Below are 25,041 nucleotides of genomic sequence, written 5' to 3' on the forward strand. Positions count from 1 at the left end.
ATAAATCAATAAAAACATTATGAAAATATTGTAAAACCATGACTTTTTATAGTATACTGGGTACGAAATATGTCCTCCCGGCGGTCTGCTGTGCGGTGAGCATACCTTGCCATCCGGCGGGTCCGCCCCGAGGCCTGTCATATATACCAAACAGAGAAACTAGATAAGTGGGGAATGGAAAATGAGAATCGGTTTTGACAATGAAAAGTACCTGAAAATGCAGTCCGAGCACATCCGCAGCCGGATCAACAAATTCGACAACAAACTTTACCTCGAATTCGGCGGCAAACTGTTCGACGACTATCACGCGTCCCGTGTGCTCCCGGGCTTTGCACCGGACAGCAAGCTGCGCCTTTTAAAAGAGCTGAGCGCCCAGGCGGAGATCGTGATCGTGATCAGCGCGAAAGATATCGAGAAGAATAAGATCCGCGGAGATCTTGGTATCACTTATGACACAGACGTGCTCCGCCTGATCGACACCTACCGGGAGCAGGGGCTCTATGTGGGAAGCGTGACGATCACCCAGTTTTCCGGCCAGGAAAGCGCGCTCCTGTTCAAAAACAGGCTGGAGAAGCTGGATATCCCGGTGTATCTGCACTATGTGATCCCCGGGTATCCTTCAAATGTCCCTCTCATCATCAGCGATGAGGGATACGGGAAAAATGACTATATCCGCACGACCCGTCCGCTTGTGATCGTGACTGCACCGGGCCCGGGAAGCGGAAAGATGGCGACCTGTCTCTCACAGCTCTACCACGAGCACAAAAGAGGGATCCACGCGGGCTATGCGAAATTTGAGACATTCCCCATCTGGAACCTCCCGCTCAAGCACCCGGTCAACCTTGCCTATGAAGCGGCGACAGCGGATCTGAATGACGTAAATATGATCGACCCCTTCCATCTGGAAGCATACGGTGAGACAACGGTCAACTACAACAGGGACGTTGAGATCTTCCCTGTCCTCAATACGATCTTTGAGAAGATCTACGGCGAGAGCCCGTACAAATCCCCGACGGACATGGGCGTAAACATGGCCGGGAACTGTATCTGTGACGATGAGGCATGCCGGGCAGCTTCAAAACAGGAGATCATCCGCCGTTATTACGCGGCTCTGAATTCTCTCGTTAAAGGAGACGCATCTGACAAGGAAGCGCAGAAGATCGAACTGCTCATGAACATGGCAGGGATCACGGTCGCTGACCGCGCCGTGGCTGTCAAAGCACTTGAGCGCGCCAGAGAGACCGGCGGTCCTGCCGCTGCCCTGGAGCTTGAAGACGGAAGGATCATCACCGGCAAGACAACAAACCTGCTCGGCGCCTCCGCTGCCCTTCTCCTCAATGTATTAAAGGAGCTGGCCGGACTGGATCATGGTCTCCACATCATTTCACCGGAGTCCATCGAGCCGATCCAGAAGCTGAAAGTCGATTACTTAAAGAGCAAAAACCCGCGCCTGCACACGGACGAAGTGCTGATCGCGCTCTCTGCCAGCGCGGCTGCAAACCCGGACGCAAGGCTCGCCCTCTCCCAGCTCCCGAAGCTGGACGGCTGCCAGGCGCACACTTCGGTCATGCTCTCGGATGTTGATATCAAGATCTTCAAGAAGCTGGGCGTACAGCTCACATGCGAGGCAGTGTACGAGCACACGATCTTTTAAAAAAGATTGTATTTTCCTGTTTTCAGGTGTATACTAATAAAGTATTTTTTTAAGTCATATTACAGTCTGACTATCATGGGACACGGGACCGCAACGGAGCGGCTTCCTTCCCATAGTCAGGCTGTACTCTTTTTTAAGGGAAAGTTTCAATAATATCACACAGGAGGCATGTACAATGGCAGTAAAATATGTATTTGTAACAGGCGGCGTTGTATCCGGACTGGGGAAAGGGATCACAGCCGCTTCCCTGGGACGTCTTTTGAAGGCAAGGGGATACACAGTGACCATGCAGAAGTTCGACCCTTACATCAATATCGACCCTGGCACAATGAACCCGGTCCAGCACGGGGAAGTGTTCGTCACAGACGACGGGGCTGAGACAGACCTGGACCTGGGACACTATGAGCGTTTCATCGACGAGAGCCTGACAAAGAATTCCAACGTCACGACCGGGAAGATCTACTGGTCTGTGCTCCAGAAAGAACGGCGCGGAGACTTTGGCGGGGGCACGGTCCAGGTCATCCCACACATTACCAATGAGATCAAAAGCCGCTTCTACCGCAATCCCGCCGCGGAGGATACGGAGATCGCCATCATCGAGGTGGGCGGCACTGTCGGAGATATCGAAAGCCAGCCTTTCCTTGAATCCATCCGCCAGTTCCAGCACGAAAAAGGGCGGGAAAATGTCATCCTCATCCACGTGACGCTCATCCCCTATCTCCGCGCATCACAGGAGATGAAGACGAAACCGACCCAGGCAAGCGTAAAAGAACTCCAGAGCATGGGCATCCAGCCGGATATCATCGTATGCCGCTCCGAGTATCCGCTGACCTCTGACATGAAGGACAAGATTTCCCTGTTCTGCAACCTTCCCGCAAGCCATGTGCTCCAGAACCTCGATGTGGAATACCTGTACGAAGCTCCTCTCGCAATGGAAAAGGAACGTCTGGCGCAGGTTGTCTGCGAGTGCCTCCATCTGGACTGCCCGGAACCGGACCTGAAAGACTGGACTGAGATGGTTGACAAGCTGAAACATCCGACGCAGGAAGTGACGGTCGCCCTTGTAGGGAAATACATCCAGCTCCACGATGCCTATATCAGTGTCGTGGAAGCGCTGAAACACGGTGGGATCTATTCCCACACAACGGTAAACATCAAATGGGTGGATTCTGAAAAAGTAACTGCGGAAAACGCAGATGAGATCTTCTCCGATGTAAGCGGCATCCTCGTCCCCGGTGGGTTCGGCCACCGCGGGATCGACGGCAAGATCGAAGCGATCCGCTATGCCCGCATCCACGGCGTCCCCTTCCTCGGCCTATGCCTCGGGATGCAGCTTGCGATCGTAGAATTCGCACAGGATGTGATCGGCTACAATGACGCGCACAGCATGGAATTAAAGCCTGACACGACCCACCCGGTCATCCACATCATGGAGGATCAGATCGGCGTGGAAGATATCGGAGGCACGCTCCGCCTCGGCGCCTATCCGTGTGTATTAAAGGACGGATCCCTGGCTGCCCGCCTGTACGGGAAAAAGGAGATCAGCGAACGCCACCGCCACAGATATGAGGTAAACAACGACTACCGAGAAGATCTGGAAAGCCACGGCATGTCACTGTGCGGCCTCTCTCCTGACAACCGCATTGTCGAGATGATCGAGATCCCGTCCCACCCGTGGTTTATCGCCACCCAGGCGCATCCTGAACTGAAATCCAGACCGAACCGGCCGCACCCGCTGTTCAAAGGGTTTGTGGAAGCTGCCCTGAAAAGACAGCAGGAGCAGCAGAAAGAGCAGGCATAGAAAAAATCAGCAGGAAGTCAGCATAGCACAGCCTGCCCTTTCGGCAGAAATACTTTCAGCCATGAGGTTTCCCTCATGGCTAAACTTCTGTCTCTGAAAATAATTCATCTATGATCTGTTCATACACAGCACATTTCTCTGCTTTTTTGATCTTCTTCGCATATTTTTTCGAATCAGTGAACAATGGGGCAAGGTACGTCCACAGCTCTTTCATCTTATACAGGATCGTCCTGTCCCCTGACATTTCCTCACAGTATCCTGCATACAGAAGATCATGGAACCGGCGCAGCTCCGCCTTGTCCGCTCCTCTCCCGCCCCGGAGCCTTCTCCCAAGGGCCGGGTCCTTCAGGACGCCCCGTCCCGTCATGACCCGGTCTGTCTCCGGGAAACGCTTTTTCAACCGCTCATAGTCATCCACGGAGAAAATATCGCCGTTATAACATACCGGATTCCTGCTGCTGTCCGCTGCTGCGGCAAATGCCCCAAGATCCGGTGTATTTTTATAGAAATCCTTCTGTACTCTCGGATGGATGATCAGCTCTTCCGCCGGATACTTGTTATAGATCTCCATCAGAGCAGCAAACTCAGACGCATCTTCCATGCCAAGCCTTGTCTTGAGCGAGATTCTGATGGGGCATCTGTCAAAGATCTCTCCCAGGAACCGGTCCAGGCTCTCAGGATCAGCGAGAAATCCGGCGCCCCGCCCCTTTGTCACCACAGTCTTTGACGGACACCCCAGGTTCAGGTTGACCTCCTCATACCCGAAGTCTTTCAGCTTCTCAGCCGTGCGGAGAAAGTCATCCGCCCTGTTGGTAAGGATCTGAGGCACTGTCCTCATCCCCTTATTATGCTCCGGGAGGATATCCTTCTTCTCCCTGGCGCTGAAATGTCCCATCTGGTTCGGCCTGATAAAGGGCACGAAATATTTGTCAAAACCTCCGAAGCACTCATGGACCGCGCTGCGGAATATCCACCCTGTGATCCCCTCCAGTGGGGCAAGATAAATCTTCATATGTTCTCTCCCGTTCTTCTCCCCTGTTTGCATCAGTCCCTACCTTATTACACACCCGGCATTCTTGTCAAGCAGAAAATCCTGTGCTAATATTGTTGTTGTCATTAAGAAAGGAGAGTTTTCATGCACACACTCAGAAAATTTATCAGCTATTACGCGCCGTATAAGACGGTCTTTTTTATTGACCTGATCTGCGCCGCTTTCATCAGTTTAGTGGATCTGGCATATCCTCAGATCCTGCGCACCATGACAAACACGCTTTTCACAAAGGACAGCGCTGCCATCCTGAGCGCTCTGCCCCTCCTCGCGGCAGGACTTCTGATCATGTACGTTATCCAGAGCCTGTGCAAATACTATGTGAGCTACCAGGGACACATGATGGGCGCCCACATGGAGAGGGATATGCGCCAGCAGCTGTTTGACCACTATGAAAAGCTGTCTTTCTCCTATTACAGCCGGAACAATTCCGGCCAGATGATGAGCAAGCTCGTGTCCGACCTGTTTGACATCGCTGAGTTCGCGCACCACGGCCCGGAAAACCTGTTCATCTCCGTGGTAAAGATCGCCGGCTCCTTTGTCTTCCTCTTCCTGATCAACTGGAGGCTTGCCCTTCCACTCGTCGCACTGGTGCTCTGTATGTTCGTCTTCTCCTTCCGCCAGAACCAGCGGATGCAGGAGACATTTATGGAAAACCGCCGTAAGATCGGGGATGTAAATTCCAGTCTCCAGGATACGCTGGCAGGCATCCGCGTAGTCCAGTCTTTTGCCAACGAGGAGATTGAGAGGGAAAAATTCAAAAAGAGCAACCATGCATTCCTGATCTCAAAGAAAAACAACTACAACTGCATGGGCAGTTTTATGGGATGGAACCTTTTCTTCCAGGGTATGATGTATCTTGTCACACTGGTATTCGGCGGGTACCTGATCGCCAGAGGTCTCATGAATGCAGAGGATCTCGCCATGTACGCCCTTTATATCGGCATCTTCATCAGCCCGATCCAGATCCTCGTAGAGCTCATTGAAATGATGCAGAAAGGCCTTGCCGGATTCCGCCGCTTCCTGGACGTCATGGAGACAGAGCCGGAAATCGAGGATGCCCCTGACGCCCGGCCTCTGGAAAATGTAAAAGGAAGGGTCTGCTATGAAGACGTATCCTTCCATTACAGCGACGACGACACCCCGGTCCTGTCCCATGTATCCATCGAGATCCCTGCCGGGAAATCCATCGCCCTGGTAGGCCCGTCCGGAAGCGGGAAGACAACGATCTGCTCTCTTCTTCCCCGGTTCTACGATGTGACCGGCGGAAAGATCACCATCGACGGAAAAGATGTGCGCACCCTGACGCTGAAAAGCCTCCGAAGCCAGATCGGCATGGTCCAGCAGGATGTGTATCTCTTTGCGGGTACGATCCGGGACAACATCGCCTACGGAAAACCCGGCGCTTCCATGGACGAGATCATCGAGGCGGCAAAACGCGCCAATATCCACGATTTTATCCGGGAACTCCCGGACGGATATGACACCTATGTGGGAGAACGCGGCGCACGCCTCTCAGGGGGACAGAAGCAGCGCATCTCCATTGCCCGCGTCTTCCTGAAAAACCCGCCCATCCTGATCCTGGATGAGGCGACAAGCGCTCTTGACAACGAGAGTGAGCGCTGGATCCAGCAGAGCCTGGAAGAGCTCTCCAAAGACCGGACGACCATCACCATTGCCCACAGGCTTTCCACGATCCGGGGCGCTGACGAGATCATCGTCATCACCGAAGACGGGATCGCAGAGCGGGGGACACATGAAAGCCTGCTCGCAAAAGGAGGCGTATACGCCCATTATTATAATATGTAAATCTGTATTTGCGGGGGAGCCTCCCCCGCAAATACAGATTTCTCACTCATAGCGTACCATCTCTCTTTTGAGTCTCTGCATGATCTTTTTCTCCAGCCTGGATATATACGACTGTGAGATCCCGAGCATATCCGCTACTTCTTTCTGTGTCTTTTCATGTCCCTCCGGGTCATCCAGCCCGAAGCGCATCCGCACGATCATCTTCTCCCGGCTGCTCAGCTTATTCAGGGCGCGGATCAGAAGCTTGCGCTCCGCCTCGTTTTCCAGATCCCGGTATATGGTATCCTCTTCTGTTCCCAGGATATCTGAGAGAAGGAGCTCATTGCCGTCCCAGTCTACATTGAGGGGTTCATCGATCGACACTTCCATCTTTGTCTTGCTGTTTCTCCTCAGATACATCAGGATCTCATTTTCAATACAGCGGGACGCATAGGTCGCGAGCTTGATCTTTTTTGTAGGATTGAAGGTATTGATCGCTTTGATCAGTCCTATGGTCCCGATCGAGATCAGGTCCTCCACGCCGACCCCGGTATTGTCAAATTTTTTTGCTATGTATACGACCAGACGGAGATTGTGTTCGATCAGGGTCTTTTTTGCCTCCTCCGCCCGCTCTGTCCCGAGATCCTGGATCATTTCCCTCTCGTGGGCTCCTTCGAGGGGCGGCGGGAGCACTTCTGTGCCTCCTATATAATGGATCTCCCTGCCACCCCCGAACAACAGGTTTTTGATATCCGGTATGACCCGCAGTTTGAACTGCTGCGGGACAGCTACTTTTATGATCATCTTATTCCCTCCTCTATTTGATTTCTATGAGAGTATCCCCGGATTCAGGATGATCTCATACTCTTTATTTTGGGAAAGTCTTTCCTCCCCGACACCAAACAGAGGCTTCTGTACCCATCTGTCCCCTCCGTCTCTGCCTGCGTGCACGCACATTTTTTCGATCCGGAATACCTTCATGACCTGATCTCCCCCTACACAGCGGTAAGGGATCAGATGGAACCCCTTTTCTGCTTCAGGAAGCTCTGTAATTTCTCGGAGGATTCCCGGATCCAGGATATTTACAGGGTCATCCGTAACAAAATCCCTCAGGCTGTTTCCTGTATCCCACAGTGCTCTTGCTGTTTTTTCTCCTTTGGACGTATATAGAGTCACCTCCAGGATCGTTCCCTGATGCTCCGCCATATGAGAAAGAAGCTTCCACATCCGCATCAGCAGAAGATAAGATCCAAAGGCGGCACAGTAAAACAGGCTGGCCACACGCATGTACGGGCGGAGGATCTGCATGATCCCGCCCATAAATACCGATACAACATAGAGCAGGATAAACGCTTTCACAAACTGTGGGACACTCCTTATTTTCAATCCTGTAAGCAGCATCACACTGTTAATGCAGACATGAAACAAAAAAAGCTTTGCCAGACCCGGCAGCGGGACAGCGACCACTGCACAGGTGAGCAGACTTCCCAGCGCGGCACAGAGAAAAAGGCGTCCCCGTGTGCTCCCGCATTTCAGGATATAGTCAAGGGCCAGGAGGATCAGGCTGTCCATCATGAGATTTTCCAGAAAAAACACATCTATGTACAGCTCATAATACATCCTCCACCTTCTTCCCCTGGAAATCAATCCGGGTATCATTATATCTCTCTGAACCGTTGAAATTTGTCAGATGGTGACGGACGTGAAGAAATATAATTCGACAGAAAAAAACAGACGTCACGATCCTGTGACATCTGTTTTTATGAATCTGTATTTTACTAAGCATGTCCCCTTATTTCTTAAAGAAATCCGGGATCTTGATGGACTGTTCTTTTACCGTGCTGGACGGGGTCCTCGGCTGCAGTGTAGGCATTGTGCCTCCCTGTGTCCTGGACGCAGTCCTGCTCTCGCTGTCGAGACGGCTCCTTACCGGGGAATCCCCTGACGGAAGGATCGATCCGACCTTCTGCTGCCCTTCCAGCCTTGCTTTCAGCTTAGAAGCACTGCCGCCTACATTATGTAAGCCTGTAGCGATAACAGTGATCGTACATTCGTCTGACTTCGTGTCATCGTACATTGCACCGAAGATAATGCTTGCGCTCTCTCCTGCCAGCTCCTGTACGTAATCAGCTGCGTCAGATGCATCCATAAGTGTGATATCACCGGATACATTGACAATGACATTGGATGCGCCCTGGATCGTTGTCTCGAGCAGCGGACTTGCGACAGCCTCTTTGACCGCCTCAAGAGCTTTGTCATCGCCGCGTCCGGAACCGATACCGATGTGAGCGATACCCTTGTCCTTCATAACCGTCTGGATATCAGCGAAGTCGAGGTTGATCAGGGACGGAACATTGATCAGGTCTGTGATACCCTGGATACCCTGCTGGAGTACCTCGTCTGCCTTCTTGAGAGCCTCCGGCATCGTTGTGCGTCTGTCTACGACTTCAAGAAGCTTATCATTCGGGATCACGATGATCGTATCAACATTTTCTTTTAATTTATCGATTCCTGTCAAAGCGTTCTGCATCCTCGTCTTGGACTCGAAACGGAACGGCTTTGTCACAACTCCGACTGTCAGGGCACCCTGCTCTTTCGCGATACGTGCGATGACCGGAGCTGCTCCTGTACCTGTACCGCCTCCCATACCGCAGGTAACGAACACCATGTCCGCTCCCTTGAGCGCTGCCGAGATCTCTTCTGAACTTTCCTCTGCCGCTTTCTCTCCTACTTCCGGCTGCGCTCCTGCGCCAAGACCTTTGGTAAGCTTCTCGCCGATCTGCATCAGTGTCGGCGCCTTGCAAAGCTGCAGTGCCTGCTTATCTGTATTCACTGCGATAAATTCCACGCCTGCGATCTGTTCATCGATCATGCGGTTCACAGCGTTATTACCGCCGCCGCCGACTCCGACAACAATAATTCTTGCAGCCGCTTCTGATTCGTTGGTTTTAATTTCTAACAAGAGTATTTCCTCCTTTGTCGTCTTATTAATTTCTTATACATCCCTTTTATTGAACGATAGAATCCAATAAATATATAATAAAGTCTTTTCTTTAAATAATCAATAGATTTTTCTTATTTTTCTGATATTTTTATACGATTGGCGAATGCCTTTTTCTTAGCTGATGTTCTGTCAGGCTGAAGGCACGAACCGGATAGATTCTGACTCCGGATCGTAGTTCTCAAGGTGCAGAGTTCCCGCGGTATCCGGGTACAACTCCGCAAGTTTTGCCAGGATCGGCGGCACCTGCTGCAGCTTTTCTTCATAATTGCCGCTGCCCAGGAGCACTTCTACGATCCCAAAATAAACCTGGACATTCCCGTCTGTGCATGACATTTTGTCCGGTGTAAGATCACATTTTTTCAGATTTTTTGAAACTTCAACGATTTTTCCAAAAATGGTGTCATCTTCAACAGGAAGCTCTTCCCCTATCTTTACTTTCGACGCATCAAATGTCAGGTTCTCAATATAAGGAGTCCCTTCGATCAGTTTATTCGTCCTCAGAGATGCGACCCCCGAATCGTCAAAATACAGATATGCCCCCTCATAGTCAACATATCCTGCCATTTCCTTTTCTGTCACTTTTACCCTGACTGTCCACGGATTTTTCAGGGAGATCTTCATACTCTCCACCCCGGACGGCAGATCCGCGTCCGTGAGATTATATTTTGCCATGATATACAGTGTATTCACAGAAAACCTGTCATTCTGTATCCATGTCGTTATCGTATTCTCACCATAATATGAATTGCCTTCCACCACAAAGGAACGGGTCCGGAACAAAAATACAGCCACAGCCGCAAGGACAGCAAGCCCGGCGATGACCGAGACTACGATCAGCCATACCCTTCTCTTTTTGTGCTTTCTTCTCTTCATCCAAATGCCTCCTTTACCCGTTCAGCCGCGCCATTCGCAAAACCGCACTTCGTGCTTACTGCGGCTTCCGCCGCTTCCTGCCGCGTCCTTCCGTTCAGCCGCGCCATTCGCAAAACCGCACTTCGTGCTTACTGCGGCTTCCGCCGCTTCCTGCCGCGTCCTTCCGTTCAGCCGCGCCATTCGCAAAACCGCACTTCGTGCTTACTGCGGCTTCCGCCGCTGTTTTGCTCATGAGCAGGCGCTCACCCCATATGTAACTCCGCGCACAAAACCATGCGAGCATGGTTTGTGTGTGCGGAGTTACATATGGCTGAACTGGTTATTTCATTCTACCAGACTTGATACGCTTAGGACAAGTCCCATTTCCATGAGGAGAAACATGACGGATGTTCCTCCATAGCTGATGAACGGGAGTGTGATCCCTGTGTTGGGGATGGAATTTGTCACAACGGCGATGTTCAGGATGACCTGGATCATCATGTGCGCCATGGCTCCTGTGGCAATGAGCGCTCCCAGGAGATCCGGTGTCCTTGTGGCGATCACAAACAGCCGCCAGATCAGGATCAGGAACAGCAGGATGATGATCCCTGCCCCGACAAGCCCCAGCTCCTCGCAGATGATGGAAAAGATCATGTCATTCTGGGCCTCAGGAAGGAACCCCAGCTTCTGCACGCTGTTCCCCAAACCTCGGCCAAAGAGTCCGCCGCTGCCGATGGCATAAAGCCCCTGGAGCGTCTGATAGCCTTTTTCGTATTTTTCCGGATGCTGCCAGATCGCGATCCTCTCCAGGCGGTAGCTCTCCATGGCGAGGAACACGGCCATAAAAGCCGCTCCCGCGCTCCCCATCCAGATAAACTGTGAGTACTTCGGGCTTGCCACAAAGACGAGCACGACCGCGATCCCGAGTATGATGATCGCAGTGCTTAAGTTGCTGGCGCCCACCAGCCCGACCACAGGCAGCACGGGCAGCATCATGAGGATCAGCGTCCTGAACCTGTGCATCCGCCGGACATTTCTGCTTACCAGCCATGCAAGGAAGAGGATGACCGCCACCTTCGCGAACTCCGAGGGCTGAAAAGAAAAAGGGCCCAAAGACAGCCATCTTTTGGACCCGTTATACTCATCTCCGAACAGCATCACAGCCACAGACAGGGCGATCGCTGCCAGGTATCCAGGAATCGCAAGGGGTATCCACTTATGATAGTCGATCTGCGCGATGACGATCATGCCCAAAAGGCCGATCAGTGTGGCAAATCCCTGCTTTTTCACATAATACAGGGGATCATGGAATTTTATCCTGCCATTGTAGGCGCTGGTGCTGTAAAGCACCACAAGTCCGACTGCCACAAGGATCAGGATCACCGCTGCCAGCGTCTCATCATACCGCCTCTTCCTTTTGGAACGCTCCAATAAACTCCACTCCCTACAACTGTTTTACTAGTTCTTTGAATTTATCTCCGCGTTCTTCGTAATTCTTAAACATTCCCCAGCTCGCGCATGCAGGCGAAAGGAGCACTGCATCCCCGGGCTGTGCATATCCTACACATTTCTCAAAAGCTTCCTCAAACGTATCTGCCAGCACAACGTCCGTAAATCCAAGCCTTGCCGCAGTCTCAGCGATCTTTTCCCGGGTCGCCCCGATCAGGACCAGCTTCTTTACCTTCCCGTCAAATGCCTGGATCCATTCGTCATAAGATGACTGCTTATCATAGCCGCCGCCGATCAGCACTGTCGGGCGGTTCATCGCCCGGATCCCGCGTATCGCCGCATCCGGGTTCGTGCCCTTGGAGTCATTGTAGTAGGCGACTCCGTTCTTCTCCGCCACGAACTCGATCCGGTGCTCTACCCCGGCAAATTCCTTTAATGTCCTGCGTATCACATCCATCGGGACGCCGTACGCATACGCCATAGCCACTGCTGCCATGGCATTCTCATGATTATGAGTGCCCAGGATCTGGAGCTCGCTGACGTCGCACACCGGGATCTCCCCGTCCACATTGCAGATGATCGTGGTCCCGTCCAGATACACGCCTCTTTTAAGTTTACGCCGGCTGCTGAAATATAGAACATCCGCGGAGATCTTTCCGCCGAATTCCCGGAGGACATCATCCTCATAATTCAGCACACACACATCGTCCGCTGTCTGATTCTCCGCGATCCGCTCCTTTGCCGCAATATATGCTTCCATCGTATGATGGCGGTTCAGGTGGTCCGGAGTGATATTCAGGATCGCGCTCACCCTCGGGCGGAAAGTATGTACCGTCTCGAGCTGGAAACTGCTCATCTCCGCTACGATCACAGAGTCCTCTCTTGTCTCCGGCACAATACTGGTATACGGATTCCCGATATTTCCCACCACAAAGGTGCTCTCCTTCCAGTTCCCCATGATCTGTCCGAGGAGAGCTGTTGTGGTCGTCTTCCCGTTTGTCCCGGTAATGGCGAGGACATCTCCTTTTCCGAGTACATAAGCGAGCTCGATCTCTCCCCACACAGGGATCCCCGCCTCTCTCATCCGGTCCACGACCGGAAGGTCCGTCGGTACGCCCGGGCTCATCACTGTCAGGGACAATCCGCCCAGAAGCTCTTCCGGGAACTCTCCCAGCACCACGCTGAGATCCGCAGAGTCCGCGCCGCCGGCAGCATCCTGCCCTGACGGCTTCCCGTCCACGGAGCCTGTTCCTGCCAGGCTCTCCTGGATCTTCGTTTTTATCTCTGCCGCATCCAGCTTCTCATTCCCGTCATACAGGACCACCTGAGCGCCTTCTCTCAGGAGAAGTCCGGCTGCCGCTTCCCCGCTGATGCCGGATCCAAATACAAGTACTTTTTTCCCTTTCATCTCCATCGTGCTATACCCCCATTAATGCGATCAGGCAGAGGAGCGCCGTGATTATGGAAAACACAGCGACAACTCTTGTCTCCGACCATCCGCACAGCTCAAAATGGTGATGGATCGGAGCCATCTTAAAGATCCTCTTCCCGCCTGTCTTTTTAAAATATGTGACCTGGATGATGACAGAAGCCACTTCTACCAGGTAAATAAACCCGACGATAATGATAAACAGCGGCATCTGGAGCATGTATGCAGTCCCTGCCACGAAGCCGCCCAGCGCAAGGGATCCGGTGTCACCCATAAATACGCTCGCCGGATATACATTGAAAAGCAGGAACCCGAGCAGAGCCCCCACGACCGCGCAGGTAACCGGCTCGATACCACTCTTCGTGCCGATCGCCACCACAGTAAAGAACGTTGCCACCAGCACGGTCACGCTGGAAGCAAGGCCGTCCAGCCCGTCTGTGAAATTCGTCCCGTTGACCGTACCGATCACAGCGACAAACAGGACCGGATACGCCACCCAGCCGAGATCCAGGTAATACCCATCAGAAAACGGCACCAGCATGGTCAGCGGAATTTCTGCAACTCTAACCAGATAGAAGGCAAAGACCGCTGTGACCACGATCTGGAGCGCCATCTTCTGCATAGGCATCAGGCCGTCAGAACGCTTCAGCACCACCTTAAGGTAGTCGTCCAGGAATCCGATCAGCCCGAATGCGACCGTCAGGAACAGCACCGGGACGATCTTCGGATAATCTTTCACATAAAACAGGGATGTCACGATCACAGAGATCAGGATCATAATGCCGCCCATAGTCGGCGTACCTGCTTTCTTTAAATGAGACTGCACGCCCTCCACGCGCTCAGTCTGCTTCATCTTCAGTTTCCGCAAAAAAGGAATGACAACCGGTCCCAGCACAAGGCTGACCGCAAAGGATATCAGTACCGGTATCACTACATGACTGCTCATAAATCCACCTCTTCATCTCTTTCGTTTCTTAACCTGTTTAGTATAAACCATGGCTTACTTTTTTTCAATCCCGAGATACGGGAGCACGTTATCATAAATGCTCCTGAGCACCGGCGCCGCGATGGTCCCGCCGTAGTAAACGCCCTGAGGGTCATGGATGATGACCATGCCCAGGATCTGAGGGTCATCCGCCGGCGCAAAGCCAAGGAAAGAGGCGATATACTTATTGGCGCTCCTGGGAAGCGTCTGCGACGTCGCTGTCTTTCCCCCGATGGAATATCCTTCCAGATATGCATTTTTCCCCGATCCTTCCGCCACCACGCTCTCCAGCAGCATCCGCATGGTCTCGGATGTCTCTTCTGAGACTATGCCGGACTCCACTTCATGATCAAACTCTTCTACCACATTTCCATCTCTGTCAAGGACTGCTGTCCCCACATGGGGAGTCACTCTGTTCCCCCCGTTTACGATCGAGCTGACCGTCACTGCCATCTGGATCGGCGTGACCTGAAAAGACTGGCCAAACGTCATGGTCGCCAGCTCCACGGTGCCAATGTCCTCCTTCCGGTGCATGATCGTCCCCGCCTCCCCCGGCAGGTCGATATTGGTTAGCTTCATCAGCCCGAACTCTTCAAAATAATCATAGAACCGTCCCGCGCCCAGCCTGAGCCCGATATCCATGAACACCGGGTTGCAGGAATTCTGGATCCCCTGGACAAAGGTCTCCTGCCCATGCCCGCCCACCTTGTGGCACCGGATCTTCCTGTCCTCTACGATCCGGTAGCCCGGGCAGAAAAACGTATCGTCAAGGGACACCACCCCCTCTTCCAGGCACGCGGAAGAAGTAATGATCTTAAACACAGACCCCGGCTCATAAGTATCGTTGATACAGCGATTCCTCCACATCTGGTTCAGTTCATCCTGGAGTTCCTCATCGGTCAGGGATGCCTCATCTGCCCCTGTATTCAGCTCATAGGGCTCGTTCAGGTTAAACTCCGGGACATTGACCATCGCGTAGATCTCACCGTTCTGCGGGTTCATCAGAAGGATGGACACTGCCTCTGCCTGTTTCTCCTCCATCACTTTCTCTGCCGCCTGCTGGCAGTAGGACTGGATATTATAGTCCAGGCTGACCTGCAGCGTCTCGCCTGGCACGGGCTCGATCCGGTCCTCAGCCACACCTTCCAGCTCCACTCCCCTCGCGTCTGTCACTGTGAGGATCGTGCCGTTTATCCCTTTCAGATACTCCTCATATTTCACTTCCAGGCCGATGATCCCCTGATTATCCCCGCCCGTAAAGCCCAGGACTCGGGAGGCAAGCTCATCATAAGGATAATAGCGTTTATAATCCTCATCCACCTTCACTCCGGCAAGGTCATAGCCGCGGATACGGTCTCCCACTTCCTTATCCACGTTCGTTTTAATCTTCTCCATGGAAGATACCTTTTCCACCTTTTTCCTGACCTCCGCCTCGTCCAGTTCCAGTTCCCGGCTCAATACAGAGATGACTTCCTCCGGCTCTTCCACCTGGCTGTGGATGACAGAGATCGTACATACTGTGCGGTTCGTTGCCAGCACCACGCCATTCCGGTCCACGATCTCTCCCCTTGCGGCCTTGATCTCACGCTCCCGTTCGTGGAGATCCTGGGCCAGTTCCTGATAATAGTCCGCGTCAAAGATCATCAGATAGACCAGCCTTCCGATCAGGGCGGCAAGGATCAGGGCAGCACACAGAAAGACAACCATGATCTTCTTTTTATTGTATGTCTTATTTTTCTTCATATTATAAAAACCATGCAAAAGATGTTGTTACAGCTTATTACATCTTCTGCATGGTTATTCGCGTTTCCGCTATTCCGCCGTCTCCCCGGAAGCCCAGTCGTCCAGGTCCGGGCTGTAATTTTCATCGATATAAGCACCGTCCGGATTATCGTAGGTATCCTCGTAATCCTCGTCGTAATCCGTGTACTCTGTATCGCCGAAATTCTGTCCTTCTGTCTTGACATTCTCACCGCTCTCCGCGATCGTTGTGATGCCAAGATACGGAAATGCCTCCTCCATGATCTTTTTGCTCAACCCCAGTACCAGACTGCTGTCTCCGGCAGAGTCGTTCCTTGCCTCATCGATCACTACATAGACAAGCACCTCCGGGTTTTCCTGGGGCGCATAGCCCATATAAGAAAGAAGGTATTTGCCATTTCCGCGGGGAAGCTTTTCCGCGGTCCCTGTTTTCGCACCGATATCATAGCCTTCTACCTGCGCCCTCTGCCCTGTCCCGTAGTCCATGGTCGCTTTCAGATAGGTTTTCAGCATCTTAGAGGTATCAGATGATATCGTCTTCCGCAGAAGGACCGGATCCTTTGTCTCGATCACGTTGCCGTTTTCATCCTGGATCTGCTTTACCACATGAGGTTCATAGTAATATCCCCCGTTGATCAGGGAAGCGAACGCCGCAGCCATCTGCGTCATGGTCACATTAAAATTCTGTCCGAATGAGTTGCTGGCAAGATCCACATCCGTCATATTCTCCGCAGTATACAGGAGCCCGGCCGTATATGCCTCCCCCGGAAGGTCGATCCCCGTATACTCTCCGAACCCGAAAATATGCTGGTACCTGGTGAAGTTATCCACCCCGATCGCTGACGCCATGTCCATGAGGGCAACATTACAGGAATTCGCGATCGCGTCCTGGATCGTTTCTGTCCCGTGCCCTGCCCGGTAATGGCAGCCGATCTCCCATCCCATCACATTCTTTGAGCCTCCGCAGTAATACGTCTCGTTCCCGGTGAGCGTCCCTGTCTCCAGCCCCGCTGCCACGGTAAACGGTTTTGCCACAGATCCGGGTTCATATGCATCGCTGACACAGAAATTACGCCAGAGGTCGTTCAGCACCTCAGCCTCTTTCTCTTCGTCTGACAGTTCATCCCATCCAGGTGTGCGGCCCTGCTCTGTATAATCTTCCGCCACTTCCTGTGTCTTCGCTGCCCAGGCCTCTTCCGGGTATACCTGGGACCAGTTTCTCGGCTCGTTCAGGTCAAAATTGGGGTACGATGCCTCTGCCAGGATCTCCCCTGTATTCGGGTTCATGATGATGACAGCGGTGTTCTTGCTGCCAAGCTCACCATCTCCGGCATGTTCCTGGTTAAACTCCAGGATCGCCTGCTCTACGATATTCTGGAGAGTCACATCGATCGTTGACACTACTGTATTTCCATTCTTCGCCGGCTTCACGGTTCTTTCCACAGAAGACTCTGAGTCAAAATACCCGTATTCACGCCCGTCAGTCCCGTTCAGAACGTCATTATACGCATTTTCAATGCCGATCGCCCCATTATTCCCCGCATAGGTAAACCCCACGACATCACTTGCCAGGCTTCCGTAAGGGTAAGTCCTCGTATAGTCATCCTCCAGCCAGACGCCCACCACATTCGGGTATTTTTCATCATCCTCGTCGATCTCATTAAATTTCTGCGCAGTCTCATAGTCCACGCCCTGTGCGAGGATCTCATACTGGCTGTCCGGATCCTCTTTGACCAGCCCGTCTACCACGCTTCCGTCGATACCGAAGCACTCGCTGAGTACTTCCTTGGTAGGTTCCAGATACTCCTCTTTATCCGTCAGCATCTTTACATCAAGTATCACATTGTACACACGCTCGCTGGTCGCTATCTTTGTGCCGTTGCGGTCCACGATATCCCCGCGCTTAAAAGCGATCACCCGGCTGTCATAGATCTGCTGGTCCAGGACTGCCTTTGTATATTTACTCCCTTTGGTTACATTGATATATGTGATCCTGCCTATAAGAACAACAAAAGCCAGTATCACTGCCATAAATAGCATTACCAGCTTCCGTTGCATCCTGAGCGGGAATTTTTTTGTCAAAAATCCAAATCTGCTCTTTTTTCTTTTTCTTCCTGCCATATCATTTTTCCTTATTCTGATGCGTCGCTCGACTTCGCGAGCACTCCGCTCTCGGGAATGTCACTGTACTGCTTCACATACTCCTCTGACGGCCTGTCATACTCCACGACAGCGCCTTCATTCTCAGGAACCATTCCCAGTTCATTCATCGCACGGTCGCGCACGGTCACGAGATTCACAGAATCCGCCGCCGCATTATAAGCCGTGTCATTCGCCTCTGTCAGGTCTGCGAGCTGTTCCTGCATTGCAGTCACCTTCTCCGACCTGCTGACAACTTCTGACTGAAGGCTTAAATATACCATGCATACCATTACAGCACATACTGCTGCCACCGCCAGGAATACTGCGTATGCGGGGCTGATGCTCTTTGCGCGGTGTCTGTTCTTCGCCACCTGCCTGCTCATCGGCCTGTGCTGCTCCGGCTGCTCCGGATGCGCTCCCGACATCCGCTTCGGAAGAGGTTCCGCCTGGCGTACAGCATTGCCATACACATAGAACTGGCTGCGTTCATTTCCCCTGCGCCCCGTTGTTCTCTGATCGTATGTCCTGTATCCTGCTGCCATAACGCAATGCCCCTTTCCTGTTTTTTCTCCTCCGGGCTCTCCCCTTCCCGTCGGAAAATAAATATTTTAAACTACTCCCTGCTATGCACGTTCAAATATCCTCAGTTTCGCGCTTTTTGAACGGCTGTTGGACTCCATCTCCTCCTCTGTCGGAAGGATCGGCTTCCTTGTGACCACTTTTCCCTTTGAGGTCTTCCCACAGACACATACCGGGAAGTGGCTCGGACAGGTACATGGATTTTCGTTCTTGCGAAATGCGCTCTTCACGATCCTGTCCTCCAGCGAATGAAATGTAATGATACAGATCCGTCCCCCTGGATTTAGCATGTCGATCATATCATCCAGCGAATCCCTGAGCACGTCCAGCTCGTGGTTCAGTTCGATCCGGATCGCCTGGAACGTCCGCTTTGACGGATGCCCCGAAGTCTTCTGGATCTTCATCGGTATGGCGTGCCGTATGATCTCATTCAGCTGTCCTGTTGTCTCGACCGGTCCCTTCGCGCGCTCTGCGACGATATGCTTTGCGATATTTTTTGCAAATCTGTCTTCCCCGTAGTCGCGGATCACGCGGTAAAGTTCCGCCTCGCTGTATCCGTTGACAATGTCCCTTGCCGTCATCTTCTGCCTCTGGTCCATCCTCATATCAAGCGGTGCATCCGCCCGGTATGAAAATCCTCTCTCGGCAGTATCAAGCTGATACGATGACACCCCCAGGTCCAGGACGATCCCGTCCACCTTGTCAACTCCTATTGCTTGGAGCTGCGGCTTCATATCACGGTAATTGCTCCTGATTATCGTGACCTTCTCCCCGAAGCCTGCCAGCCGCTCTGACGCCGCTTTTATAGCGTCCGCATCCTGGTCTATTCCTATAAATCTCCCCTTGTCACCTAACCGGCTGCACACTTCAAAGGCATGTCCGCCTCCGCCCAGCGTGGCGTCCACGTATGTGCCGTCCGGTCTGACATTAAGCCCGTCCACTGTCTCGTGCAGCAGTACGGATACATGTTCGAATGCCATGGTCTCCTCCTTATCAGATCCTGATCCCTATGGATTCCATACGCTCTGCGATGGCATCCAGGTCTTCTTCGCTCACCTGGCTGCGCTCTTCCCAAAGCGCCTTGTCCCAGATCTCAACTCTGTCCTGGACTCCCACCAGGACAACATCCTTCTCCAGATGCGCAGCCTTGCGGAGCGACGGCGGGACAAGAACTCTCCCCTGCTTGTCGAAGCTGCCCTCCGAAGCGCTTCCGAAGAAATAACGTTTAAAGATCCTGGCATCCTTGTTCATGCGTGGTAAGGTCTCAAGCTCGGCAACAAATTTATTCCATTCTTCCTGAGAGTAAACAAAGAGGCATCCCTCCAGCCCGTTACATATGACGAAGCTGTCGCCCAGATCATCCCTGAGTTTCGCCGGAATGATGAGTCGTCCTTTTTCATCAATGCTATGGTTAAACTCTCCTAATAACATCTGGAATCCTTTCTCTTAATGTGAGCCTCCACATCGCTCCCCACTTTGTACCACTAGCCACCACTCTTTACCACTTGACTCCATTCTAAACCACCACTCCCCCTTTTTCAACCCCTTTTTTTGATTTTTTTGTGACTCCCGAAAGCCGTAAATACGGCTGAAAACCGCGGTTTTCAGGGCAAAAAAAGAACATGTAGAGGATGGAATTCATCCATCACCCTACATGTTGTGTTTTTTACTGAAAATCATGAAATTTATTATGAGGTGGGGCGGTTTCCCACTTTCATCAGGATCTGCCGCCCGGACCAGCTTATTCAGCTTCGGTCTCAGCAGAAAGGCTGTTCAGATAATCTGTGACAGAATCATAATTCACTTCCGCCACAACCCTCTCTTTGCCGGACTCATACATATCGTAAGCCGAGTACCCCAGCCATCCGACCAGAGCAAGCGCTGCGATCGTAAGGACTCCCTTGCGGATGATCCCCATCATCCTCTGCTTCCGCATGAGCTGTTTTCTGTTGGCCTTCTCCTGTTTATAACGGTCCACCTTTTCCTGGCTCATATCACATATGCTCCTTTCCGTGTTTCACTCAGATATTGACAGTTTATCACATTCTGCGTCAGAGCACAACAATTATTCCGCCGTCATTTGCATACATGGTACTGATACCGGCTGTATCCACGATAAAGCTGTCCCTTACATGGATCTTATCAAGGATCATCCTCTCTACCTCTCGCGCCCTTTCAGGACAGTTGCAGTGCGCGATCGCGAGTACCTTTTCTTTTGTCCGTTTCCCGTCACGCACGATCTGCTCAGTCATTTTAACCAGCGCCCGCTTCACCCCCCTGGCCTGCCCAAGCTGGCAGATCGTCCCCTGGGGAGTCGAACCCATTACTGGTTTGATATTGAGCGCGCTGGCCACAAAAGATCTGATCCCCGTGAGCCGTCCGTTCTTGCGCAGTGTATCAAGGTTTTCCAGGACAAAATACGTATGCTGCCCTTCAATATAAGCCTCCGTCTCACTGACTGTCTCCTCAAATGTCATCCCCTGCTCTTCGCACTCTCTGACCTTGCAGGCGATCAGGGTTTCCCCGACAGACGCTGACCTGGAATTAAAGACATGGATCTGCCTGCCGTCCTCTCCGTGCTCCTCTTTCCAGAGCTTAGCCGCAAGCTGTGCGCTGTTATATGACCCGCTCAGCTCAGAGGAAAGGGTGACCACATACACTCTCCGCTCTTCCCCGCTGTACAGTTCCATGTATTTTTCCGGTGAAGGGCAGGATGACTTCGGGCACTCCGGACTCGCCGCCACCCGGCGCAGGAAATCCGCCTGGTCAAAAGTCTCATCATCCATGACCACATCCCCGTCCACCTGCATGCTCAAAGGCGCGCTCGTGTAAATGCCGCTCTCCTTCATCTTGTGTGTCAGCTCACCGCAGCTGTCTACAATGATCTTATAATCCATAATCTCTCCTCCAGGAACACAATGTGTATTTTACATTTCCAGTATATGTAGTTTTTAATACCAGATTTAAATATACCATATATTTTCCCGGAAGGAAAGTCTTTCCTGTGAAATTCCTGTGAGCGAACTTCCCGCGAAATTCCTTTGAGCAGCTGTTGCGGGCAAACATCATAATCCGTCCGTTTATTCACCCTCCAGGCGGATCCTCCTGGAAATCCCCAGCGCGATCCCCATCTCCGCCATCAGGAACAGGATCGCAGTCCCCCCGTAACTGATGAACGGGAGCGTAATGCCTGTGGTCGGGAGCAGGCCCGTGACCACCGCGATATTTAAGATCACCTGCAGCGCGATATGAGCGAAGATCCCGGTCGCGATCAGCGAACCGTAAAGATCCGGCGCGTTTTTGGCGATAAACATCAGGCGGTACAGAAGGAGCCCGAACAAGATCAGGATCAGGATCGCTCCGAATACTCCCAGTTCCTCGCAGATGACCACAAGGATCATATCATTCTGGGCCTCCGGGATCACTCCCAGCTTCTGCGTGCTGTTCCCAAGCCCTTTTCCGAAAAATCCTCCGCTTCCGATGGCATACAGTCCCTGCATGACCTGATAGCTTCCATCATCCATGGTAGCCTCCGGATTCAGCCAGGAGATGATCCTCTGAAGGCGGAAATTGTCGCTGTTTTCCGCTGTCACAGCCAGGACTGCAATGCCAATGGCAGCCACAACCACTCCCACTCCGATGACCGCCAGGAACGGCTTTGTCTTCGGATGGATCACAAAGATCAGGATGCAGGTGATCGCCATTACGATGATCGCCGTACTCAGGTTGTCCGTCAGGAAGAGGACGCCTCCCGACGCCACCGCTCCCAGCACAAAGACGCGGATGATCCCTTCCATGGTATACGCTTTTTTCCCGAGACGGCACAGTTCATAAGAGATAAAAAGGATGACCGCGATCTTCGTGATCTCCGCCGGCTGGACCGTCATATTTCCCGGAAGGCCGATCCACCGCCTCGCCCCGTTTACCGTCACACCCAGAGGGGTCTGCACAAGCGCCATCAGGAAAATCGAGAATATATAGATCTCAAAGGCAAACGCACCGTAAAAATGATAGTCGATCTTGGATACAATAAACATGCCCGCCACGCCTGCCGCCGCGATCAGCGCCTGCTTTGAAAAATAATACATATCATTCCCGAAATCCGCCTGCGCCTCATACGCACTCGTGCTGTAAAGCATGACAAGTCCGAAACACATCAGGAATACGATCACCATCAGAAGGTCAAAATCAAAATACTGTTCCTTTACCGCAGCCCTGCTCCGGCTTTTCGCGATCACTGCCGCCAGACCGGTGCGTTTCGGCGTTCTCGCCGGGCGCGCCGCCTGCCGCCGCTGCCCTGTATGTCCCATATCTCCTGTGCGCCGGACACTTTCCGGTCCGGCAGCCTGCCTGCGGGGACTGTACTCCGGCACCGGCTTGGGAGTACGGATCACCTGACGCCGCCTGTCAATGGCCCTCTGATAACTTTCATAGCCCGAGCGTATACTTACCGGCCGCATTGGCTTCGTATCTGAAAGGGAAGAGGAACTTTCCCTCTGTCCCACGGCTCTCATGGGCTGTGTGTCCCCGAGCCGCGGGCTGCCTTTCTTTCTGCTTTTTTTGTCCTGCCCTCGATTTTTGATCGGTCTGACAGTCCTGCTTCTCATATTATCACCTGTCTCGTATTCATCGCCGGATGCACCGGTTTGCCGTGTTCAAAAAATCTGTCATACCACACAAGGAAAATATACACTGCCCAGATCTTCCTGCTGTCGTCTGTCTTCTCATTTGTATTCTTTCCTTCACGGTGGTCGTCCAGCATCTTCATGAGCAGATCCGTATTAAAGAACTTTTTCGCCGCGCTGGTCGCGAACATCGCTCTGACCCTGTTATAATACTTCTCTTCCCTCAGCCATACTCTGATGGGGATCGGGAACCCGAGCTTCTTTTTCTCAGCAGTCTTGCTGCGGATATGTCTTTCCGCCGCCGCCCGGAGAGCCACCTTTGTCCTCGGAGCCCTTACCTTATAGTCAAGGGGAAGCGTCTCCGCCAGCTCCAGCACCTTCTTATCCAGGAAGGGCACTCTGACTTCCAGGGAATTCGCCATGCCCATCTTATCTCCCTTCATGAGGATATCATGGACCAGCCAGAGATGCAGGTCAACATACTGCATCTTTGTCACCGGGTCTTTATCCTTCACACGCTCATACAGCGGACGGGTCACATCCTGGATGCCCGGTCTGCATCCCTTCTTTAAGATCTTATTTGCCTCCCGCTCTGTGAAAATGTTTGTAGCGTTGGCAAAATAGCGCTCCTCCAGCGTCCTGCCGTGGCGCATGAGGAATCCCCTGCCTTTCATCCCGCGCGGGAGACAGTACTCCGCGAATCTGCCCAGCAGGCGCCGGATCCCGAAGGGGATCTTATTAAAAGCCGTGTGTTCCAGAGGTTCACAGTAAATATTGTATCCGCCGAAAAGCTCATCCGAGCCCTCGCCGGAGAGGACGACTTTCACTTTCTTAGAAGCTTCCTCGCTCAAAAAATACAGTGCGATGGCAGCCGGGTCCGCCACCGGCTCATCCATATAGTACTGGATATCCGACAGCTTGTCCCAGTACTCGTCCGGGGTGATGACTTTCGCGTCATTCTCCATGTTGATACTCGCCGCGAACTCTTTTGCATCCTGTATCTCGCTGTACTGTCCCTCGTCAAATCCGACGGTAAACGTATGGTCCACCTGTCCGAGCCAGGTCAGATAGCTGGAATCCACTCCGCTCGACAGATAGGACGCGACCTCCACGTCACTGATCTTATGCTTCTCCACGGATTCCTTCATGACCGCTTCCACCTCGTCAACGACCTCCTCAAAGGATTTCGTATTATCCCCGGTGAAATCCGGCTCAAAATACCGTGTGATCTTCATCTCTCCATTTTCATAGGTGAAATAATGTCCCGGCTGGAGACAGAACACACCTTTAAAAAATGTCTCATTCGTAGGCACGAACTGGAAAGAGAGATAATTTCCAAGAGCATCCTCATTAAAGATCTTGTCAAACTTCGGATGCTCCATAAACGCCTTGATCTCTGAGGCGAACATGAGCGTCCCGTTCATCTGCGCATAGTAGAGGGGCTTAATGCCAAAGATATCCCTTGCCGCGAAAAGGCGCTTCCTCTTCTTGTCCCAGATTGCGAAAGCGTACATCCCGCGCAGCCTGTCCACCAGTCTCTCGCCCCACTCCTCAAATCCATGGACCAGTGTCTCGGAATCTGTATTGGACACGAAAACATGCCCTGCCGCTGCCAGCTCCTCCCTGAGTTCCTGATAATTATAGATTTCCCCGTTAAATACAAGCACCAGGCTCCTGTCTTCATTATATAACGGCTGGTCGCCCACAGACGAAAGGTCGATAATGCTCAGGCGCCGGAATCCCAGCGCCGCGTCCTCATCGACATACTTTCCTTCACTGTCCGGCCCCCGGTGAATGATCGTATTCATCATATTCACCAGCACCTGTTCTCTGTCTTCCACTTCGCCCACAAACCCTGCGAATCCACACATATTAAGCTCTCCTTTTCACTCCCGCAGCCCACAGCCCGGATCCAGTCCACCCG

General features: G+C 52.4%; 21 protein-coding genes. 3 read left to right on the forward strand and 18 right to left on the reverse strand.

Going from position 1 to position 25,041, the window contains the following annotated elements:
• Window positions 1–181 precede the first annotated feature (181 nt).
• Both B5G27_RS02340 and B5G27_RS02345 read left to right on the forward strand, forming a co-directional pair.
• The gene (locus B5G27_RS02340) at window positions 182–1,654 is read left to right on the forward strand and encodes a DUF1846 domain-containing protein (protein WP_087177368.1); all 1,473 of its coding nucleotides are present in this window, start codon (window positions 182–184) and stop codon (window positions 1,652–1,654) included.
• Between the two features lie 175 nt (window positions 1,655–1,829).
• The gene (locus B5G27_RS02345; protein ID WP_087177369.1) at window positions 1,830–3,455 is read left to right on the forward strand and encodes a CTP synthase; all 1,626 of its coding nucleotides are present in this window, start codon (window positions 1,830–1,832) and stop codon (window positions 3,453–3,455) included.
• A gap of 79 nt (window positions 3,456–3,534) precedes the next feature.
• Here B5G27_RS02345 and B5G27_RS02350 read toward each other — a convergent pair whose 3' ends face one another.
• Window positions 3,535–4,467 carry a tRNA dihydrouridine synthase gene (locus B5G27_RS02350; protein ID WP_087177370.1) on the reverse strand — a complete coding sequence of 311 codons (933 nt, stop codon included), beginning with the start codon at window positions 4,465–4,467 and terminating at the stop codon, window positions 3,535–3,537.
• Between the two features lie 123 nt (window positions 4,468–4,590).
• On the opposite strand from B5G27_RS02350, the gene B5G27_RS02355 reads away from it, so the two are divergent.
• Window positions 4,591–6,312, forward strand: a complete 1,722-nt coding sequence (locus tag B5G27_RS02355; protein ID WP_087177371.1) for an ABC transporter ATP-binding protein — start codon at window positions 4,591–4,593, stop codon at window positions 6,310–6,312.
• 42 nt (window positions 6,313–6,354) lie between these two features.
• Here the strand turns inward: B5G27_RS02355 and sigE are convergent, their stop codons facing one another.
• From sigE to asnB, 17 genes are all read right to left on the reverse strand, one after another.
• Complete coding sequence (sigE, locus tag B5G27_RS02360) at window positions 6,355–7,095, reverse strand: RNA polymerase sporulation sigma factor SigE (protein ID WP_087177372.1); 741 nt, start codon at window positions 7,093–7,095, stop codon at window positions 6,355–6,357.
• A gap of 24 nt (window positions 7,096–7,119) precedes the next feature.
• A complete protein-coding gene (locus B5G27_RS02365) occupies window positions 7,120–7,911 on the reverse strand; it encodes a sigma-E processing peptidase SpoIIGA (protein WP_087177373.1) in 792 nt (263 codons plus the stop codon).
• 172 nt (window positions 7,912–8,083) lie between these two features.
• The gene (ftsZ, locus tag B5G27_RS02370; protein ID WP_087177374.1) at window positions 8,084–9,253 is read right to left on the reverse strand and encodes a cell division protein FtsZ; all 1,170 of its coding nucleotides are present in this window, start codon (window positions 9,251–9,253) and stop codon (window positions 8,084–8,086) included.
• A 171-nt stretch (window positions 9,254–9,424) separates the two neighbouring features.
• Window positions 9,425–10,168 (reverse strand): cell division protein FtsQ/DivIB, encoded by a 744-nt coding sequence (locus B5G27_RS02375; RefSeq protein WP_087177375.1) that lies wholly within the window; start codon window positions 10,166–10,168, stop codon window positions 9,425–9,427.
• A gap of 94 nt (window positions 10,169–10,262) precedes the next feature.
• Window positions 10,263–10,400: a hypothetical protein gene (locus tag B5G27_RS15910; RefSeq protein ID WP_162611167.1), complete on the reverse strand. Its 138-nt coding sequence runs from the start codon at window positions 10,398–10,400 to the stop codon at window positions 10,263–10,265.
• A gap of 92 nt (window positions 10,401–10,492) precedes the next feature.
• Window positions 10,493–11,578: a putative lipid II flippase FtsW gene (ftsW, locus tag B5G27_RS02380; protein WP_087177376.1), complete on the reverse strand. Its 1,086-nt coding sequence runs from the start codon at window positions 11,576–11,578 to the stop codon at window positions 10,493–10,495.
• A 13-nt stretch (window positions 11,579–11,591) separates the two neighbouring features.
• Entirely contained in the window at window positions 11,592–13,010 is a 1,419-nt protein-coding gene (murD, locus tag B5G27_RS02385) for a UDP-N-acetylmuramoyl-L-alanine--D-glutamate ligase (protein ID WP_087177377.1), read from the reverse strand.
• A gap of 4 nt (window positions 13,011–13,014) precedes the next feature.
• Entirely contained in the window at window positions 13,015–13,971 is a 957-nt protein-coding gene (mraY, locus tag B5G27_RS02390) for a phospho-N-acetylmuramoyl-pentapeptide-transferase (protein ID WP_087177378.1), read from the reverse strand.
• Between the two features lie 54 nt (window positions 13,972–14,025).
• Window positions 14,026–15,753: a peptidoglycan D,D-transpeptidase FtsI family protein gene (locus B5G27_RS02395; protein ID WP_087177728.1), complete on the reverse strand. Its 1,728-nt coding sequence runs from the start codon at window positions 15,751–15,753 to the stop codon at window positions 14,026–14,028.
• Between the two features lie 69 nt (window positions 15,754–15,822).
• Window positions 15,823–17,892 carry a peptidoglycan D,D-transpeptidase FtsI family protein gene (locus tag B5G27_RS02400; RefSeq protein ID WP_087177379.1) on the reverse strand — a complete coding sequence of 690 codons (2,070 nt, stop codon included), beginning with the start codon at window positions 17,890–17,892 and terminating at the stop codon, window positions 15,823–15,825.
• 11 nt (window positions 17,893–17,903) lie between these two features.
• Window positions 17,904–18,455, reverse strand: coding sequence for a hypothetical protein (locus B5G27_RS02405; RefSeq protein WP_087177380.1), 552 nt, complete (start codon window positions 18,453–18,455; stop codon window positions 17,904–17,906).
• Between the two features lie 81 nt (window positions 18,456–18,536).
• Window positions 18,537–19,472, reverse strand: coding sequence for a 16S rRNA (cytosine(1402)-N(4))-methyltransferase RsmH (gene rsmH / locus B5G27_RS02410; protein WP_087177381.1), 936 nt, complete (start codon window positions 19,470–19,472; stop codon window positions 18,537–18,539).
• Window positions 19,473–19,485: 13 nt separating this feature from the next.
• Window positions 19,486–19,923, reverse strand: coding sequence for a division/cell wall cluster transcriptional repressor MraZ (gene mraZ, locus B5G27_RS02415; protein ID WP_087152153.1), 438 nt, complete (start codon window positions 19,921–19,923; stop codon window positions 19,486–19,488).
• A 310-nt stretch (window positions 19,924–20,233) separates the two neighbouring features.
• Window positions 20,234–20,485 carry a hypothetical protein gene (locus B5G27_RS02420; RefSeq protein ID WP_087177382.1) on the reverse strand — a complete coding sequence of 84 codons (252 nt, stop codon included), beginning with the start codon at window positions 20,483–20,485 and terminating at the stop codon, window positions 20,234–20,236.
• 58 nt (window positions 20,486–20,543) lie between these two features.
• Window positions 20,544–21,389 carry a DegV family protein gene (locus B5G27_RS02425; RefSeq protein WP_087177383.1) on the reverse strand — a complete coding sequence of 282 codons (846 nt, stop codon included), beginning with the start codon at window positions 21,387–21,389 and terminating at the stop codon, window positions 20,544–20,546.
• A gap of 183 nt (window positions 21,390–21,572) precedes the next feature.
• Window positions 21,573–23,099: an FtsW/RodA/SpoVE family cell cycle protein gene (locus B5G27_RS02435; RefSeq protein ID WP_087177385.1), complete on the reverse strand. Its 1,527-nt coding sequence runs from the start codon at window positions 23,097–23,099 to the stop codon at window positions 21,573–21,575.
• Window positions 23,096–24,988 (reverse strand): asparagine synthase (glutamine-hydrolyzing), encoded by a 1,893-nt coding sequence (asnB, locus tag B5G27_RS02440; RefSeq protein WP_087177386.1) that lies wholly within the window; start codon window positions 24,986–24,988, stop codon window positions 23,096–23,098. The genes B5G27_RS02435 and asnB overlap by 4 nt, the downstream gene beginning before the upstream one ends.
• Between the last annotated feature and the right edge of the window lie 53 nt (window positions 24,989–25,041).

Origin of the sequence: Lachnoclostridium sp. An76, from assembly GCF_002161355.1 — a bacterium.
GTDB lineage: Bacteria > Bacillota > Clostridia > Lachnospirales > Lachnospiraceae > Mediterraneibacter > Mediterraneibacter caccavium.

Bases quoted from the DNA above. Each gene is read 5' to 3' on its own strand.
- B5G27_RS15910 (WP_162611167.1), bottom strand. From the start codon at position 10,400: ATGAGCAAAACAGCGGCGGAAGCCGCAGTAAGCACGAAGTGCGGTTTT.
- B5G27_RS02355 (WP_087177371.1), top strand. From the start codon at position 4,591: ATGCACACACTCAGAAAATTTATCAGCTATTACGCGCCGTATAAGACG.
- sigE (WP_087177372.1), bottom strand. From the start codon at position 7,095: ATGATCATAAAAGTAGCTGTCCCGCAGCAGTTCAAACTGCGGGTCATA.
- B5G27_RS02375 (WP_087177375.1), bottom strand. From the start codon at position 10,168: ATGAAGAGAAGAAAGCACAAAAAGAGAAGGGTATGGCTGATCGTAGTC.
- B5G27_RS02340 (WP_087177368.1), top strand. From the start codon at position 182: ATGAGAATCGGTTTTGACAATGAAAAGTACCTGAAAATGCAGTCCGAG.
- B5G27_RS02420 (WP_087177382.1), bottom strand. From the start codon at position 20,485: ATGAGCCAGGAAAAGGTGGACCGTTATAAACAGGAGAAGGCCAACAGA.
- B5G27_RS02435 (WP_087177385.1), bottom strand. From the start codon at position 23,099: ATGAGAAGCAGGACTGTCAGACCGATCAAAAATCGAGGGCAGGACAAA.
- B5G27_RS02400 (WP_087177379.1), bottom strand. From the start codon at position 17,892: ATGGCAGGAAGAAAAAGAAAAAAGAGCAGATTTGGATTTTTGACAAAA.
- B5G27_RS02425 (WP_087177383.1), bottom strand. From the start codon at position 21,389: ATGGATTATAAGATCATTGTAGACAGCTGCGGTGAGCTGACACACAAG.
- B5G27_RS02350 (WP_087177370.1), bottom strand. From the start codon at position 4,467: ATGAAGATTTATCTTGCCCCACTGGAGGGGATCACAGGGTGGATATTC.
- B5G27_RS02365 (WP_087177373.1), bottom strand. From the start codon at position 7,911: ATGTATTATGAGCTGTACATAGATGTGTTTTTTCTGGAAAATCTCATG.
- B5G27_RS02395 (WP_087177728.1), bottom strand. From the start codon at position 15,753: ATGAAGAAAAATAAGACATACAATAAAAAGAAGATCATGGTTGTCTTT.
- mraZ (WP_087152153.1), bottom strand. From the start codon at position 19,923: ATGTTATTAGGAGAGTTTAACCATAGCATTGATGAAAAAGGACGACTC.
- murD (WP_087177377.1), bottom strand. From the start codon at position 13,010: ATGGAGATGAAAGGGAAAAAAGTACTTGTATTTGGATCCGGCATCAGC.
- asnB (WP_087177386.1), bottom strand. From the start codon at position 24,988: ATGTGTGGATTCGCAGGGTTTGTGGGCGAAGTGGAAGACAGAGAACAG.
- mraY (WP_087177378.1), bottom strand. From the start codon at position 13,971: ATGAGCAGTCATGTAGTGATACCGGTACTGATATCCTTTGCGGTCAGC.
- B5G27_RS02405 (WP_087177380.1), bottom strand. From the start codon at position 18,455: ATGGCAGCAGGATACAGGACATACGATCAGAGAACAACGGGGCGCAGG.
- rsmH (WP_087177381.1), bottom strand. From the start codon at position 19,472: ATGGCATTCGAACATGTATCCGTACTGCTGCACGAGACAGTGGACGGG.
- B5G27_RS02345 (WP_087177369.1), top strand. From the start codon at position 1,830: ATGGCAGTAAAATATGTATTTGTAACAGGCGGCGTTGTATCCGGACTG.